This window comes from Corallococcus sp. AB032C, assembly GCF_003668935.1.
Taxonomy (GTDB): domain Bacteria; phylum Myxococcota; class Myxococcia; order Myxococcales; family Myxococcaceae; genus Corallococcus; species Corallococcus exiguus.
The window spans coordinates 102,094-117,974 of sequence record NZ_RAWP01000020.1 but is presented as its reverse complement, the minus strand read 5'-3'; the positions used below and the strand labels follow the sequence as shown (position 1 = coordinate 117,974).

Below are 15,881 nucleotides of genomic sequence, written 5' to 3'. Positions count from 1 at the left end.
TGCGGGGGTTCCCGGGCGAAGGGGGAGGGTGAGGGTGAAGGTGCTGCCCTCGCCCGGCGCGCTGCGCACGGTGACGTCGCCGCCCAGCAGCCGCGCCAGGTCGCGAGAGATGGACAGGCCCAGGCCGGTGCCGCCGTACTTGCGGTGGGTGCTGCCGTCGGCCTGCCGGAAGGCCTCGAAGATGAGCCCCTGGAGCTCGCCCGGGATGCCAATGCCGGAGTCGCGCACGCTGAACGTCACGCGCCCGGGCTCTTCCGTGGCGACGGTGAGGGTCACCTCGCCGGCTTCCGTGAACTTGAAGGCGTTGGCGAGCAGGTTCTTGAGCACCTGTCCCAGCCGCTGGGGATCCGTCTCCAGCGTGGGGGGCACGCCCGGAGCGACGGTGGTGGTGAAGCGCAGGCCCTTCTGCGTGGCCACGGGCTGGAAGGTGCGGCCCAGGTTCTCCACGAAGGGCTGGAGGCCCACGGACTCCAGTTGCACGTCCACCCGGCCCGCCTCGATGCGCGACAGGTCCAGGATGTCATTGATGAGGGCGAGCAGGTCGTTGCCCGCGGAGCCGATGGTCTGCGCGAACTTCACCTGTTCGGCGGTGAGGTTGCCCTCCTTGTTGTCCGCCAGCAGCTTCGCGAGGATGAGCGAGCTGTTGAGCGGCGTGCGCAGCTCGTGGCTCATGTTGGCCAGGAACTCGCTCTTGTAGCGGTTGGTGCGCTCCAGCTCCGAGGCCTTCTCCGTGAGGGTGACCTGCGCCAGGGCCAGGTCGTCGCGCTGGTTCTCCAAGAGGCGCGCCTGGGCCTCCAGCTGGGCGTTGGTCTGCTCCAGCTCCGCCTGCTGGTTCTGCAGCCGCGCCTGGGACTCCTTGAGGACGCGGCTCTGCTCTTCAATCTCTTCGTTGGAGACGCGCAGCTCCTCCTGCTGGGCCTGGAGCTCCTCGGCCTGGCGCTGCGTCTCTTCCAGGAGTTGTTCCAGGCGGGTGCGGTCGTGCGAGGCGCGCACCGCGACGCCGATGGCGTCCGACACCCGCTGGAGCAGTTCCAGGTCCGACGGGTGCACCGGGTGCAGGAAGCCCAGCTCCACCACCGAGTTGACCTGTCCGTCCACCTGGGCGGGCGCGATGAGCACGTGGCGTGGACGGCCCCGGGCCAGTCCGGAGGAGATGGGCAGGTAGCCTTCGGGCACGTCGCGCAGGTGGAAGGCCCGGCCGTCCTTGAGGGCCTGTCCGGCCAGGCCTTCACCGGGAGCCAGCGTGTCATGCCGCGCTTCCAGGTCCGGGGGCAGCGCGTGGCCCGCGACGCGGCGGAAGTGGTGCGTCGTGTCCGCGACGTAGAGTGCGCCCACCTGGGCGTCGAGCGTGTCGGCGAGGACGCGCAGGATGTTGTCTCCCAGCCGGTCCATGCGCTGGTCGCCCTGCATGCGCATGCCGAGCTCGGCCTGGGCGGTCTGAAGCCACGACTCGATGGCGCGGGCCCGGAAGTCGCGCGCGGCGGTATACGCGGCGATGCCCAGCAGCGCGAACAGCAGCGCGGAGCCGCTCAGGGTGACGGCAAGGGACAGGTTGGCGGACGCCTGGAACTCCCCGTAACGGCTCGTGAGCAGCGCGCGCTCCTCCAGCTCCATTTCCTCCACGGTGGCCCGGATGGTGCGCATGGCGGCGAAGCCGCGGTCCTCCTTCACCACTGCGATGGCCTGCCGGCCCTCACCGCGCAGCTGAAGGTCCACGGTTTCCTGCATCTCCGCCAGCTTCTCCGCGACCGCGCCCTCCAGCCGGTCCAACCGCTGCTGCTGCACGGCGCTGTCGGCGATGAGTCCGCGAAGCTCCGCGAGCTTCTCTGGAAGCGTCTTCTTCGCGAGGGTGTAGGGGCTGAGGTAGCTCTCCGCGCCCGTGAGGAGGAATCCGCGCTGCCCTGTCTCCGCGTCCTTCACGGTGGACAGCACCTCCTCCAGCTTCGCCGCGACGGTGAGCGTATGCGTCACCATCTCGCCAGTGGCCGCGCGCGTCTTGATCGTGCGGTAGGAGAGAAGGGCAATGGCGAGCACGGCCAGTGCGGCCACGGCGAAGCCAGTGAACGTGGAAGGGGGAAGCGCCGGTCCGAAGCGCTCGACGCGCGGAGCATCCTTCACGCGGGGCGGGCTCATGGACACCGGCCCGGGGAGCACGGAAGGCAAACAGTCACAGTGAAGCGCACGGAAGGAACCCGTCCGACGAAGGTGAACGGATTGACTACCATGTCAGGAGGGGACGCCCGGGACCCGAGGGGCCGAAGTGTCGCCTTGTGCGCGCCCGGCGAAGACGTGTGACCCAGGAGGGCGCCAGCGGTTCGTCAACCCATACAGCGGCCCGAGCTTCCCGACGCGGACACGCGCCTCACGGAGCAGCCGTGGACCGCGACGTCGCGCATGCGCGAAGCCCAAGCTGGAGCACGGATAGATGCGCTCGCCCGGGCCCGGTTGCCGCAAAACCTGTCCGACGGTCGGACCGGTTCGCACCGCACGAAGTCCGAACCCGCGTGCCTCGCGGAGCACAGCGAGGCACGGCAACCAGTGCGCATGCACGGATGCCAAAGCAGGTTCACGAACAGGGGCGCCCGCCCGGGCCCGGTTTCCGCAAAACCTGTCCGACAGTCGGACGGATTTCGCCGCTTGGGCCCGAGGCCGATCCCGCCCGGCGAGGGCACGACGTCATGCGCGCGCAAACGCCAAATTGGGGGCGCGGGTAGAGGTCCCCGCCCGGGTCCGGTTGCCGCAAAAGCTGTCCGACAGTCGGACAGGTTTTCGCCGCCCGGGTCCCGGACTGCGGCCCATCCGATGACACGGATGGGTGGGCCCGAACGTCCATGTCAGACCCCTGTGGTTGGATGGCGATGCTGGGACGAGGAAGGGGAATGGGGATGGAACGGCGAGGACTCGTGGCCTATGTGGAGGCGCAAATCGAGCGCGATATCGCGCTGGGGCGGATTCACCCGAGCGGGCGATTCGGCTCCGAAGCGAAGCTGGCGCGCCGCTATGAAGTGTGTCGGGGCACCATCCGCGAGGCGCTGCGGCGGCTGGCGGCGCGAGGCCTGGTGGTGCAGCGCTCCGGCCGCAAGACGCGCGCGGTGCCGCTGGATGAGTCGCTGACGCTGGAGAACCTGGGCCTGGCGCTGCATGACGCGAGCAACCCGGATGCGCGGTGGCTTCTGGAGGGCTACTTCAGCCTCAAGCGGCAGGCGCTGGTGGAGTTGCTGGCCGACTGCTGCGCGAGAGCCTCGGACCTCGACCTGGACCGGCTGGGGAGCACGTGCTACCGGCTCCAGGACGCGGCGCGCTGGGAGTCGGGGGAAGTCTGCGCGCGAGCGGAATTCGAATTGCTTCGGCATGCGGCGCGGGTGGCGGCACGTCCCGGGCACGTGCTCCTCGTTCAGTCCCTGCAGCGGGCATTCCTGGGAGGAGCCGCCCAACTGCTGCCGCTCATGGGCGGAGGGGCGCTGCACGAGTGGGCCATCCGCGTGATGGAGATTCTGAACGAGCGCGACGTGCAGGCACTTCAGCATGAGCTGCCAGCACTGCTGAAGGCGCGCGATGAGCGCGCGCTGAATGCCTTCGCGCCTACTCCTCAGGTACCTGCGTCCCCCGGGGCCCACCTCACTCAAGAAGGTATCGTCGGTGCGCCTGCGTCAGCGAACGGGCTGGAGGAGCCGCCGGCGGCACGCCCTTGCGTTGAGAAGCGTTGCGCCAGCGCCCCCGCGTCAGCCACCACGCAAGCCGAAGCGTTGGATGCATGTCCTTGCATCAAGGTACGTGGCGTCGAAAGTGTTGCGTCAGCCGCCGAGCAGGATGATGCGCCGGAGGCACGCCCCTGTGGGGGGAGTCCTGGCACCAGCGCTCCCACGCCAACCATCGAGCCGGCCGAGACGCTGGAGATATGCCCAAGCGTTGATGCTCATGGTCTCTGCTGCCTCACGCCCATCGCCGAGGACACCGGGCCACTTGGGATTGCACCTTGCCTCGATGCGCAGGCCCTCCTTGTGGAGGCGGACAGCGTGCAGTGGGTGGCTTCATCCGCGCCGGGGCTTGCCCCCTGTGAGGCCGGTGGGGAGCAAGCAGGGCGGGACGAGGTGTGCGCTGCCTGGGGAAACCTGGCCGACCGTCAGAGATGTTTTGGCGCTTCGCCTCCGGAGGGCGTCTCCAGCAGCCCGAGGCTCGACCCACTGATTCCCGCTGAATCCTCCGCGGGGCGTGTCGCAACGTGGGCGAAGCGCTTCATGGATCCCTGGGCTTCGCTGGGGCGCTGGACCGTGTGCTTCTGGCGTTCCATGGCCCATTCCACAAGCCCTCCTGCTTCGTGAGCGACGACAGCCCTTCATGCCCGCTGTCGTTCATGAGGCGCTACGCGGCCCCCTGAAGAGGCGCGCATGCTCTGATGGACCGCGGATGCATCCGTCCGTGTCTTGTCGCCGCGCAGGGGTCGTTCGCGAACTTCTGGCGGGGCGTGGCTAGAAGGCGCCGGACAGGCCCACCATCTGGGTCCCGACCATCGGGTTGAGTGACACCGAGGATGCCCGTGCGCGGGTGGGCGGGGTGTCGTCCACGCGGCCGTGCAGGAGCAGGGGCACGGCGACGCCGAACGCGGTGCCCAGCACGGCGCCGGTGATCACGTCGGACAGGTAGTGCTTGTCCGCGCCCATGCGCAAGAGGCCCACGGAGGCGGCGAGCGGCAGGCCCACGCCCCAGACGATGGCCTGGTGCTTGTAGCCGCGCATCGTGGCGACGGTTCCGGCGGACACGGCCAGGGAGAAGGCCAGGTTGGTGTGGCCACTGTAGAAGGACAGATTGTTGTCGGAGGGGTGCGCGGTGAGGCCCTTTTCCCCCTCCGGGAGGACGTGGACGAAGGGCCGCTCGCGTCCCACGGCGAACTTCACCGCCTGGTTGGCGACGGAGGCGAGGACGGCGCTCTGCACCATGATGGTGGCGTCCTGGGCGAAGAACTCCGTGGAGGCGCCGCTGCTGCGCCCCACGGCGTACTGGGTGCCCAGCAGGCCCAGCGGCAGGCCCGCGAACCCGATGATGTTGCTCCAGGTGTCCGCGCGCTTGCGGGACGCTTCCGTGTTGCCCGCGATGCCTCGGCCCCAGCGGTCCAGGCGGTTGAGCCGGTCGGTGCCGTCCGGAGCACGGTCGCACCAGCGGCACTGTGCCGGGGCCAGGTTGGCCTTGAACACCGACTCGCTGGAGATCCACAGCACGCCCGCGGTGCCGGTGATGATTCCGTCGCGCGTCCAGTTGAAGCGCAGCGCGCGCGGCGCGTCGGAGGCGTCCTGTGCGGCGGCCGGGGTCAGCGGCGCCAGCACGAGCAGGCAGAAGGTGGCGAGGGTCCGGTAGGAAGCAAGCATGGGCCGGCGGAGCATAAGGGCGCTCCGCCCTTTTCCCGCAATCCGGGTGGTGCGGGCTCAGCGCGCCCCGGCCTCGTCCTCTTCGACGAGCCGCGCCAGGAAGTCGCCCAGGGCCTTCACCTTGGGCAGGGTGCGCCGGGCCTGGGTTCACACCCGCCACAGCGCGCCGCGTTCCAGGGAGTGCTCGCGGAGGAAGGGGCGCAGCGTGCCGGCGTCCAGCTCCGGGCGGATCATCAGCTCCACGAACTGGGCGATGCCGAAGCCCGCTCGGGCTGCGTGGGTGACGGCATCGCTGGTGTTGAAGACGAAGGTCTCCGGGATGCGCGGCGAGGGGGCGCCCGCGGGTTGGCGCAAGGCCCAGGACTCCACTCGGCCGGTGGACACGAAGCGGTAGCGGATGCAGTCGTGTTCCTGGCGCGCATCGAGCGAGCGCGGCGTGCCGTGCGCCGGAGGTAGGCGGGAGAGGCGCAGAGGATGAAGTGCTTGGGCCCAGTCGGCGGCGCATGAGCCGGTGAGCTCGCCGCAGCGCACCGCCGCGTCCAGCCCGTCTCCGACGATGTCGGCCACCTGGTCGTTGACGTCCAGGTGCAGCTCCAGGTGCGGGTACTCGCGGCGGAAGCGCTGGAGGTTGGGATGATGAGCCGCAGGGCGAGCATCTCCGGGACGGAGACGCGGACGCGAGGGGTGCGCACGGCGTGGGCGAGCTCCGACTCCGCATCGCGAAGTTCGGTGAGGGCGCGCACGCAGCGCTCGTGGAGGCGGGCGCCCTGCTCGGTGAGATGCGTGCGCCGCGTGGTGCGCTGGAGGAGGCGAGTGCCCAGGCGCTCCTCCAGGTGGGCCACGCTCTTGCTCGCGGCGGAAGGGGTGATGCCCAGCGCGCGGGCCGCGGAGGCGAAGCTCCCGGTTTCCGCGACGCGGGCGAAGACGCCGATGGCGGACAGGATCTCCATGACCCGCGCTACTCGCCCGTGAGGCGGAGGACGTCCTCTCCGCGCGCTGAATCGCCTGAGGAGCCTTAGGCCCAGGCGTCCCAGGTGGCTTGTCGGGCAGGTTCCCGCAGAAGCGCGGCTCCAGCGGCGGTGTTCCAAAAGCTGTCCGACTGTCGGACAGGTTCAGCGCCCTGGGCGCCCCCGGCCTGGACGGAGCTGTCCCGGGTCGGGCGGAAAGGCTTGCGTCCTTGGACTTCCCGGGTTCCGAGGGCGGCAGGCGAGCGGACAACGGGCCAGGGTGTGGGAATGCGCAGAAAGGAGCATGAAAACGGCGCCCCTGGCCGTTCTAGAGTCCTCGCCCCGCATGCCCCGTCCTGGCCGCACACTCCACGTCTTCCCCGATGCCGCGCGCCGCCAGGCTGCCCTGCGGTCGGAGCGGCGTGCGCGGGGCATCTCCGTGGGGACCCACCTGCTCGCGTGGGACGACTTCATCCACGCGCTGGGTGGGGCGCGCGAGCTCAACCGGCGGCCCTGTCCCGCGATGACCGCCCGCGCCGTGGTGGCTGGCCTGGGCGCCACGCTCGGCCCCACGCCGTTCGGTGACTACGTGCGCGAGCCCGCCTTCGCCCGCGCCGCGGCGGACGTGCTGCTGGACCTGAAGGCGGGCCGGCTCTCCCCACGCGAACTCCAGGACGCCGCGGAGGTGCTGCCTCCGGAGCGCCGCACCCGCGCGCGGGTCCTCGCCCGGCTCTATCACCTGTACGAACAGCGGCTCGCGGAGCTGGGGCTCGCGGACCGCGAGGACGTGCTCCGAGGGGCTCGCGAGGCGCTGGACCGGGGCGCGTGGCCCTCCGGCTGGGACGGGGTGACGGGGCTGGTGCTCCACGGTGTCTACGATGTGCGCCCGTCGAAGCTGGAGCTGCTGATGGGGCTCGCCGCGGCGTGCGAGGCCCGGCGCGTGTCGCTGCGCGTGGAGACGCCGGTGGGCGGCTCGCCGGTGGCGGACGCGGCGCTCGCGGCGCTGTTCCGCGCCTTCGAGAACCGGGGCGAGACCATGCCCCACGTGGACCTCTTCAAGGCGGACGTCACCTTCGAGGGCCGCCCCTTCACCGACCTGGGCCGGCACCTGTTCTCGCCCCGCGCCGCTCGCGACGTGCTGAAGGGCGCGGTGGACGGGCTGTCCGTGTGGAACGCAACGAACGCGCGCGAGGAGGCCCGCGTGGTGGCCCGCGACGTGCGCCGCCTCATTGACGCGGGCTGCGCGCCGGGCGACATCGCCATCGCGTACCGGGACCTGGGCCCGGAGGCGGGCTGGCTCGCGGAGGCCCTGGGCGACCTGGGCGTACCGGTGCGTCTGCCCTGGGGTGAGCCGCTCTCGCTCGCGGGGCCGGTGCGGCTGGCGCTGGAACTGCCGGTGCTGATGGAGGACGGCTTCCCGGCCGAACGCGTGGCGGAGCTCGTCTCCAGCCGCTACGTGCCCTCGCTGTCGCGCGGTGGGCCGGATGCACCCGCGACCCTCTTCGCGCTCGCCGCCGCGCGCGACGACCGCCTGGGCGCCACGCGAGGGAAGGGCGCCTACGACGTGCGCCTGGAAGGGCTCGCGCGCCGGATGGCCGCGCAGGGCGGCAGGCGCAAGGAGGACGCGGTCAAGGTGATGGCCGTGCGCGCGCTGCGCGACCGCGCAATGCGGCTCATCGACGAATGCCGCGACATCCCCCAGGAGGCCCCCGCCGCGGAGGCGCTCGCCGCGTGGTGGAAGGTCGTGGAGCGGCTGGGCCTGCTGGACTCCGCGGGGGCCCTGGAGGCTCGCGAGGCCGGGTCCCTGGGCGCGCGCATCGAGGACGCGAGGGCCCGGGACGACGCGGCGCTCGCGGCGTTCCGCCAGCGGATGGAGGCGCTGCTGCGCTCGCTGCGCGCCGTGGGCGGAGGTCCCCGCATCACCCGGCGCGTGCTGGGCCGCTGGCTGGCGGACGCGCTGCGCGACGTGCACCTGCCCGCGCGAGGCCCGTCCACGGGCGCGGTGGAAGTGCTGGACCTGGCGGAGGTTCCGGGCCGCACCTTCCGGCACCTCTTCGTCGCCGGGCTCACCGAAGGCCGGCTCCCCGGGCGAGACCCGCCGTCGCCGCTCCTCGGAGACGCGGAGCGCGTGGCGCTCAACCAGCACCTGACCCGGGACGTATTCCGCCTCACCGGCGGCGAGTTTGACGACCGGGCGCCCTGGCGCCTCACGGAAGACCGGCTGCTCTTCGCCAGCGCGCTCGCGGCGGCGGAGGGCTCGTTGAGCCTGTCGTTCGCGGTGAAGGCCTCGGGCGGACAGGAGCAGGTGCCCTCCGCGTTCCTGGAAGAGGTGCGACGGCTCACCGGCCACAAGTGGTCCACGCGCACGCTGCCCCCGGTGCTGCCGCTGGACGAAGTGCTCACGCTGCCGGAGCTGCGGCGCACCGTGGCGCTGGAGGCGCTGGCGGGCCTGTCGTTCCCCTCGTTGCGTGTCACGGAGCCGGACCCCGCGGGACAGGTGCTCAAGGACCGCTTCGGCACGGACGACTGGTTCCGCAGCGCCCGCGAACTGGCCCACATGGAAGCCGCGCGCCTGCGCTTCTTCGGCCGCGAGGACGAACTGCCCGGCGAGTTCACCGGCGGCGTGCAGGGCCCCCAACTGGAGCAGAAGCTGCGCGACACGTTCCACTTCGGCCTGGAGCGCCCGCTGTCCGCGAGCGCCCTGTCGAAGTTCGGCAACTGCGGCTTCCAGGGCTTCGTCGCATACGGCCTGAAGGTGGCCGAGCCCGTGGTGGCCAACGAGGAGTTCGACGCCCGGGGCCGAGGCACCTTCTGGCACCGCGTGATGGAGGAGGTCTTCCAGGCGCTCAAGGAGAAGAAGCTCCTGGGTCAGGCGCCGGAGGACATCCCCGAGGAAGTGCTGGAGAAGGCGGTCAAGAAGGCCAGCAGGCACTTCGCGGAGCTGTACCACGTGGGCCACCACGAGCTGTGGAAGCTCGCGGGCGAGAAGGCCCAGGCCATGGCCCGGCGCATCCTCGCGGATCCGCGACATGGCCTGCCGTTTGATCCGCTGGTGCCCGAGGGCTTCGAGCTGCGCTTCGGCCCCGCGGCCGAGGACAAGCGCTGGAGCGACGTGAAGCTGATGGTGGCGGAGGACGCCATCGTCTTCGAGGGGCAAATCGACCGGCTGGACACGGCCGGTGTGGAAGTGGGCGTCATCGACTACAAGACGGGCCGCCTGGACAAGCGCACGCTGAAGGAGAACCTGCTGCGTTCGGACTTCCAGCTCCCGCTGTACCTCTACGCCGCGCGCGAGGCCGGCCACGTGGGCGCGCGCAACGCGGCGTGGTTCTCGCTGCGCACGGGCGACGCCATCCATCTGTCGGCGGTGATGCCGCCCGCGGAGCTGGAGGACCTGCTGTCCACCGACCCGGAGGTGCGTCAGCGCGTGGCGGACGCCGCCGGACTCAACCTGCCCAACGCGGTGGAGTCGCTGGTGCGCCAGCTGCGCAAGGGCGACTTTCCGGCGCGGCCCAATGACTGCGGCAAGTGCGGCTACCGCGCGGTGTGCCGCATCACCGAGCGCCGCATCTCGGACGAGGGGAGCGGATGAGCGACACCGCGCCCCACATGCTCGCGCTGGAGAAGAACCTGGCCCTGATGGCGGGCGCGGGCGCGGGCAAGACGTACAGCCTGGTCACGATGACGCTGCACCTGTTCGCGGGAGCGCGTCAGGCGGAGCCGCTGCGTCCCTCCCGGCTGTGCATGCTCACGTTCACGGACAAGGCCGCCGCGGAAATGCGCAAGCGCGTCCGCGAGCGCCTGGACGCGCTGGCCCAGGGGGATGTCCCGCTCGACGCGGAGAAGGACCTGCGCGCGTCGCTCGCGAGGCTGGAGCGCCCGTTCCCCACGCAGGACGCGTGGCGCAAGGTTCGCGAGGAGCTGGGCGCCGCGACGGTGGGCACGTTCCACTCCCTCTGCGGTCAGCTCCTGCGCCGCGCGCCGCCCGCGGTGGGCATCGATCCCGCCTTCGAGGTGCTGGACGAGTTGGAGGCCTCGGGCCTGCTGGAGGACGTCACCGAACGAGTCGTCCTGGACGCGCTGGAGGGCGGCGACGCGCGCGTGCGCGAGCTGTGCGCGGAGCTGGGCTTCTCCGGCTCCGGCTTCTCCGACGGGCTCGTGGCCGCGCTGATGGACGTCTACGGCACGCTGCGCGAAGAGGGCCTCAAGGCCGCCACGGCGCGCGTGGGCGACGGCGTGGCGGACAAGGCGCAGCTCGAATCCCTCATCGACGATTGCCGCCGCCTGTGCCTGGACGCCCGCGCCCAGGACACCAAGGGCGAGTGGAGCACCCTCCTGTCCGCGTGCGAGCCCGCGTTGAAGGGCATGACGCCGGACACGTTCATGCAGCCGGGTCACTTCCCGCTGCTGCGCTCCGTGCTGCTGTCGGAGCCGCGCAACCTGGCCAACCTGCGCAAGGGCGCGGGCGCGTGTCTGAAGGAACTGCTCTGGAGGGTGAAGGGCAAGAGCGACGGCTCCGTGCGGCGGCTGGAGGATGCCTACGCCGCGTGGCGCACGGCGCCCTTCGAGGCGACCTTCCGCGACCTGTTGACCCAGGTGGAGGAGCGGCACGACGCGGAGCTGACCCGGCGCAATGTGTTCGACTTCACCTCGTTGCTGGTGAAGGCGCGCGACCTGCTGCGCGACCATCCGGAGTTCCGTCAGCAGGTGCAGGAGCGGCAGGGCGCGCTGCTGGTGGACGAGTTCCAGGACACCAACCGGCTGCAGCTGGAGCTGGTGCTGCTCCTGGCGGAGAAGCGAGAAGGCGGCCCGCGCGAGCTGGCGCCGGACGCGGACCTCGTGACCGCGCTGCCCCTGGAGCCCGCGTTCCTGTGCGCGGTGGGTGACCGCAAGCAGTCCATCTACGAGTTCCGTGGCGCGGATGTGTCCGTGTTCAAGGTCCTCGCGGACAAGATTGACGCCGAGGGCGGCATGCGCGGCTTCCTCCAGAACAACTACCGCTCGCTGCCCGGTGTCCTGTCCTTCTTCAACCGCGCGTTCGCCGGGCTGCTCGTGGCGAAGGAGGCGACGCCCCGTCCCTTCGAGGTCGTCTACGAACCCGAGACCGACGACCTGTCGCCCACGCGCCCGGACCTGGCGGATGGGCCCGTGGTGGAGCGGCTCACCCTGCCGGAGGCCGACACCGCTCCGGAGCTGCGCGAGTACGAAGCGGACGCGGTGGCCCGTAGGCTGCGGGTGATGCTCGCGCCGGGTGCTTCGCCGGCGGTGATGGCGGAGGACAAGAAGGGCCTGCGTCCCGCGCGCGGCGGCGACGTGGCCATGCTCTTCCGGACCTTCACGCACCTGGAGGAGTACCGGCAGGCGTTGATCCGCCACGGCGTGCCGCACCGGGTGCTGCGAGGCCGCGGCTTCTACGGGGCCCAGGAGGTGCGCGACCTCGCCTCGTTGCTGGCGCTGCTCGCGGACGCGGACGACGCGCTGGCGTTCGCCGCGGTGCTGCGCTCGCCGCTGGTGGGCCTGTCGGACGCGTCTCTGTTCCGGCTCGCGGGGGACCTCCCGCTGTCGCTCGGCTCATCCCGGTTGGTGGATGAAGAGGTCCGCGCCGCCATGTCCGCGCGCGAACAGTCGCGGCTGGCGCGCTTCCTGGAGCTCATCCCCGTGCTGCGGCGCGAGCGGGACAGGCTGGGTGTGCATGCCCTCCTGCAGGCCGCGCTGGAAGCGACCGGCTACCGCGAAGCGCTGGCGGGCTCGCCCTACGCGGAGCAGGCGAGCGCGAACGTGGAGAAGCTCCTGTCGCTGGCGGCGCGCAGGGACGAGCGCGGCACGGGAGGCTGCGTGGCCTTCGCGCGTGAGCTGCGCCAACTGGCGGACTCCGACCCCAACGAGGCCCAGGCGGACCTGCTGGACGAGGGCGACCCTCGCGCCGTGCAACTGCTCACCATCCACCGCGCCAAGGGCCTGGAGTGGCCGGTGGTCATCGTGCCTGGGATGGGTGGACGCCGCCGCACCACGTCCGCCCGGGCGTACTTCGAGCGCTCCTTCGGCCTGGCCCTGCGGCCGTGGATGCCGGACTCGCTGGACACCTTCACCTCCGAACGCTTCGAGGCCGTGCGCGCCGAGCTGAAGGCCCGAGAGGATGCCGAATACCTGCGCCTGCTCTACGTGGCCCTCACGCGCGCCAAGGACCTGCTCGTGCTGTCCGGAGGCGAGGAGAAGCGCGCGGGCACCGATACGTGGTGGCACCGCGTGGACCGCCGGCTGGACGCGGATCCGGATCTGCGCGCGCTCGCCAGCGACGTGGACGTGGAGCAACTTCCGCCGCCCGCGGATCCGGAGCCGCCCACGGAGGAGCAGCTCGAGCAGGCGCGGATCCGCCTGGAGTCCGCGCTGGAGCGCATGTCCGTCGAAGCCTCTGGCGCCGGTGCCGAAGTGTTCACCGACGCCCCGGCGGTCGCCTCCGTGCGCGCGGTCCAGGACTTCCTCACCTGTCCGCGCCGCTACCACCAGCTCCACCGGCTGGGGCTCGCCGTCGGATCCGAACCGTGGGAGGCCCCCGTGCGCGCCGCGCCCCTCTTCGTGGAGCCCGACGGCTGGCTGCCCGTGGAGCGTCCGGACCAGCTCGTCACGCGGCTGTTGCGCGAAGTGGACCTGTCGCTCGCGGGCTCGGACGTGGAGGCCTCCGAGCGGCGCGCGCACCTGGAGAACCTGCTGCGGAGCGCGGGCCGGGATCCGGACGAGGACGACCTGGGCGACGTGCTCGCCACCGTGGAGCGCTTCCTGGACACGACGTTCGCCCGCCAGCTCGCGGCGGTGCCCGCGTCCACCATCCACCGGGGCCTGGACTTCGTGCTGGACCTGGATGACGGCGCCAGCGTGGAGGGCGCGGTGGATCTGCTCTGGGAGTCGCCGGACGGCGAGGCCGTGGCGGTGGTCCTGCGCCCGGGCGCTCGTCACCCCCTGGGACCGGCCGCGTGCGTCCATGAGCTGACAGCCCTGGCCCTGGCATCCGCGAGAATGGTGCGCGACGGGGTGGCGGTGCGGGTGGGCGTGGCCTTCCTGGGCGACGTGTCCCCAGAGCCTGAATTCCTCCCGGCCGGATCCGCCGACGCAGGGGCGGTGCGTCGGCTGGCTGACGGCGTCCGAGCGCTTGTCCAGGCCGAAATGTCGCGTGCATGGCCGGGGTGGGACAAGGCGGCCTGCCAGGCCCTTCACTGCGGCTTCGCGGAACACTGTCACCCGGCCCCTCCCGCGTGCTAAGCGGCGGGCACCATGCCCAACGTCGTCGTCATCGGAGCGCAGTGGGGAGATGAGGGGAAGGGCAAGGTCGTCGACCTTCTCACCGAGCACGCCCAGGTGGTCGTCCGTTTCCAGGGCGGCAACAACGCGGGGCACACGCTGGTGGTGGGTGGGCAGAAGACCGTCCTGCACCTGATTCCGTCCGGCATCCTTCACCCGGGCAAGACGTGTGTCATTGGCAACGGAGTGGTGGTGGATCCCGCCGTCCTCGTCGGGGAGATCGACGCGCTCAAGCCGCGCGGCTTCCTCAAGGATGACGCCCAACTGCTCATCTCCGACAACGCCCACGTCATCTTCCCGTGGCACAAGCTGCTGGACAGCTTCCGCGAGAAGGCGCGCGGTGGCAGCGCCATCGGCACCACGGGGCGGGGCATTGGTCCGGCGTACGAGGACAAGGTCGCCCGCCGGGGCATCCGCGTGCGCGACCTGCTCCACCCGGAGCGCCTGCGCCGCCGCATCGACGAGCGCCTGCCCGCCGCGCTGGAGGAGCTGAAGGACCTCTGCGCCCAGGCCGGCGTGGACGTGCCGCGCCTGGAGACGCCGCAGGTGCTGGCGGAGTTCACCGCCCTGGGCGAGCGGCTGCGCCCCTATGTGCACGACGTGTCCCTCTTCCTCTCCGAGCAGGTCCGCCGCGGCGCCCGCATCCTCTTCGAGGGCGCGCAGGGCACGCTGCTGGACGTGGACCACGGCACCTATCCGTTCGTCACCAGCTCCAACTGCGTGGCGGGCAACGCCGCGGTGGGCTCGGGTCTGGGGCCCACGGCCATCGACAAGGTGATGGGCATCAGCAAGGCGTACACCACGCGCGTCGGCGGAGGCCCGTTCCCCACGGAGCTGAGCGACGAGCTGGGAGACCGGCTGCGCAAGGTGGGCGACGAGTTCGGAGCCACCACGGGCCGCCCGCGCCGCTGCGGCTGGCTGGACGGAGTGGTGCTGCGCTACGCGGTGCGCGTCAACGGCCTGTGGGGCCTGGCGCTCACCAAGCTGGACGTGCTCAGCGGCATCAAGACGCTCAGCATCTGCAACGCGTACGAACTGGACGGCCAGCGCGTCACGGAGCTGCCCGGTGACTACGAGGACCTGGCGCGCGTGAAGCCCATCTACGAGTCGCTGCCCGGCTGGGACGAGAAGATCGCCGGCGTGCGCACCTTCGACGAGCTGCCGGAAGCCGCCAAGCGCTACGTGCGCCGCGTGGAAGAGGTCAGCGGCGTGCCCGTGGTGTGCGTGTCCGTGGGCGCCGACCGCGGCGAAACGGTGCTCCTGCAGAACCCCTTCCGCAGCTAGGAAGGGCGCAGGCCGCAGTGGTCCTGGCCCGCCGGGGGCCAGGACGGGAGAGGGACATGGTTCGCACGCGCAGGTTCCAGCTCGGGGTCTCGGCGGTGGTGTGGCTTGGCACGTTGGCGGTGCCGGCCTGGGCCCTGGGCCCCAGCGCCCAGCCCCCGGTCCCCGAGGCGAAGCCCGCCGCTCCGGCCGCGCGCGCGCCGGGCCCGGCCACCGACACGCCTCCCGGCCCGTTGGAGTCCCAGCCCCAGCGCACGTCGCAGGCCGTGCTGGCCGCCACGCGGATCCGCGACGGGGACGCGCTGATGCGCGAGCGCCGCTACCGAGAGGCGGCTTTCGCCTTCCTCGACGCGGAGCACGCGGCCCCGGATCACGTGGAGGCGCGCTTCAAGCTGGGCAACGCGCTGGCGGTGCTCGGCTACTACGCGCGCGCCATCGAGGAGTGGGAGGCCGCGTCACGCCTCACCCAGGACGCCGCCATCCGTCAGAGCGCGCAGGACAACATCACCCGCGCGCGCGTGAAGCAGGGCGAGCTGGGAGCGTCGCCGCAGGCCATGGGGCAGTTGCCCGGTTCCGGGCCGGTGGCGGACACGACGCGGGCCCAGGCGCGCCGCGCCTACGAGCAGGGCGTCCAGCACATCAGCCAGCGCGCCTACGCGCCCGCGCTCCAGACGCTGACGCAGGCCCTGCAGCAGGAGCCGCTCCTGACCGTGGCGTACATCGCGCGGGGCAGCGCCAACATCGGGCTGCGGCGCTACGCGGAGGCCGCGGCGGACTACCAGTTCGCGCTGAAGCTGGAGCCTGACGCGGCCTCGCCGCTGTACGGACTCGCTGAGGCGTACCGCGCGCTGGGCCGCAACCTGGAGGCCCGCGACCTCTACGAGCGCTACGCGCGCTCCACCGCCGCCGACGTGCGACCGGAGCTGAAAGAGGAGTCCCGCCAGAAGGCCGAGCGCCTGCGCTGACCGCCCGCCTGGTGAGCAGACGGGCATGG

At 71.6% G+C, this 15,881-nt stretch carries 8 protein-coding genes and 1 pseudogene; 5 read left to right on the top strand and 4 right to left on the bottom strand.

All coding sequences use genetic code 11. From position 1 onward, the window contains the following. Positions 1-2,133: CHASE3 domain-containing protein (locus D7X99_RS11905; protein WP_121777890.1), on the bottom strand; the 2,133-nt coding region annotated here is incomplete at its 3' end. 746 nt (positions 2,134-2,879) lie between these two features. Here D7X99_RS11905 and D7X99_RS11900 point away from each other — a divergent pair. Then, the gene (locus D7X99_RS11900; protein WP_121777877.1) at positions 2,880-4,322 is read left to right on the top strand and encodes a GntR family transcriptional regulator; all 1,443 of its coding nucleotides are present in this window, start codon (positions 2,880-2,882) and stop codon (positions 4,320-4,322) included. 147 nt (positions 4,323-4,469) lie between these two features. Here D7X99_RS11900 and D7X99_RS11895 read toward each other — a convergent pair whose 3' ends face one another. The 3 genes and pseudogenes from D7X99_RS11895 to D7X99_RS44645 form a co-directional block, all read right to left on the bottom strand. Next, positions 4,470-5,363: a phosphatase PAP2 family protein gene (locus D7X99_RS11895; protein WP_121777889.1), complete on the bottom strand. Its 894-nt coding sequence runs from the start codon at positions 5,361-5,363 to the stop codon at positions 4,470-4,472. A gap of 147 nt (positions 5,364-5,510) precedes the next feature. Then, positions 5,511-6,110 carry a LysR substrate-binding domain-containing protein gene (locus D7X99_RS11890; protein ID WP_169831994.1) on the bottom strand — a complete coding sequence of 200 codons (600 nt, stop codon included), beginning with the start codon at positions 6,108-6,110 and terminating at the stop codon, positions 5,511-5,513. Positions 6,111-6,187: 77 nt separating this feature from the next. Further along, positions 6,188-6,313, bottom strand: a pseudogene (locus tag D7X99_RS44645) (LysR family transcriptional regulator); the annotation flags it as partial. Positions 6,314-6,656: 343 nt separating this feature from the next. Here D7X99_RS44645 and D7X99_RS11885 point away from each other — a divergent pair. Genes D7X99_RS11885 through D7X99_RS11870 form a run of 4 tightly spaced genes read left to right on the top strand, consistent with a single transcriptional unit; the run spans position 6,657 to position 15,852 of the window. Continuing rightward, positions 6,657-9,902, top strand: a complete 3,246-nt coding sequence (locus tag D7X99_RS11885; protein WP_121777875.1) for a PD-(D/E)XK nuclease family protein — start codon at positions 6,657-6,659, stop codon at positions 9,900-9,902. Beyond that, positions 9,899-13,567 (top strand): UvrD-helicase domain-containing protein, encoded by a 3,669-nt coding sequence (locus tag D7X99_RS11880; RefSeq protein ID WP_121777874.1) that lies wholly within the window; start codon positions 9,899-9,901, stop codon positions 13,565-13,567. The genes D7X99_RS11885 and D7X99_RS11880 overlap by 4 nt, the downstream gene beginning before the upstream one ends. Before the next feature lie 12 nt (positions 13,568-13,579). After that, positions 13,580-14,890 carry an adenylosuccinate synthase gene (locus D7X99_RS11875; protein WP_120598904.1) on the top strand — a complete coding sequence of 437 codons (1,311 nt, stop codon included), beginning with the start codon at positions 13,580-13,582 and terminating at the stop codon, positions 14,888-14,890. A 56-nt stretch (positions 14,891-14,946) separates the two neighbouring features. Then, entirely contained in the window at positions 14,947-15,852 is a 906-nt protein-coding gene (locus tag D7X99_RS11870) for a lipopolysaccharide assembly protein LapB (RefSeq protein ID WP_121777873.1), read from the top strand. Positions 15,853-15,881 lie beyond the last annotated feature (29 nt).

Excerpts from the sequence above, each read along its gene's own strand:
- D7X99_RS11875 (WP_120598904.1), top strand. The coding sequence starts at position 13,580 with ATGCCCAACGTCGTCGTCATCGGAGCGCAGTGGGGAGATGAGGGGAAG.
- D7X99_RS11885 (WP_121777875.1), top strand. The coding sequence starts at position 6,657 with ATGCCCCGTCCTGGCCGCACACTCCACGTCTTCCCCGATGCCGCGCGC.
- D7X99_RS11870 (WP_121777873.1), top strand. The coding sequence starts at position 14,947 with ATGGTTCGCACGCGCAGGTTCCAGCTCGGGGTCTCGGCGGTGGTGTGG.
- D7X99_RS11895 (WP_121777889.1), bottom strand. The coding sequence starts at position 5,363 with ATGCTTGCTTCCTACCGGACCCTCGCCACCTTCTGCCTGCTCGTGCTG.
- D7X99_RS11880 (WP_121777874.1), top strand. The coding sequence starts at position 9,899 with ATGAGCGACACCGCGCCCCACATGCTCGCGCTGGAGAAGAACCTGGCC.
- D7X99_RS11900 (WP_121777877.1), top strand. The coding sequence starts at position 2,880 with ATGGGGATGGAACGGCGAGGACTCGTGGCCTATGTGGAGGCGCAAATC.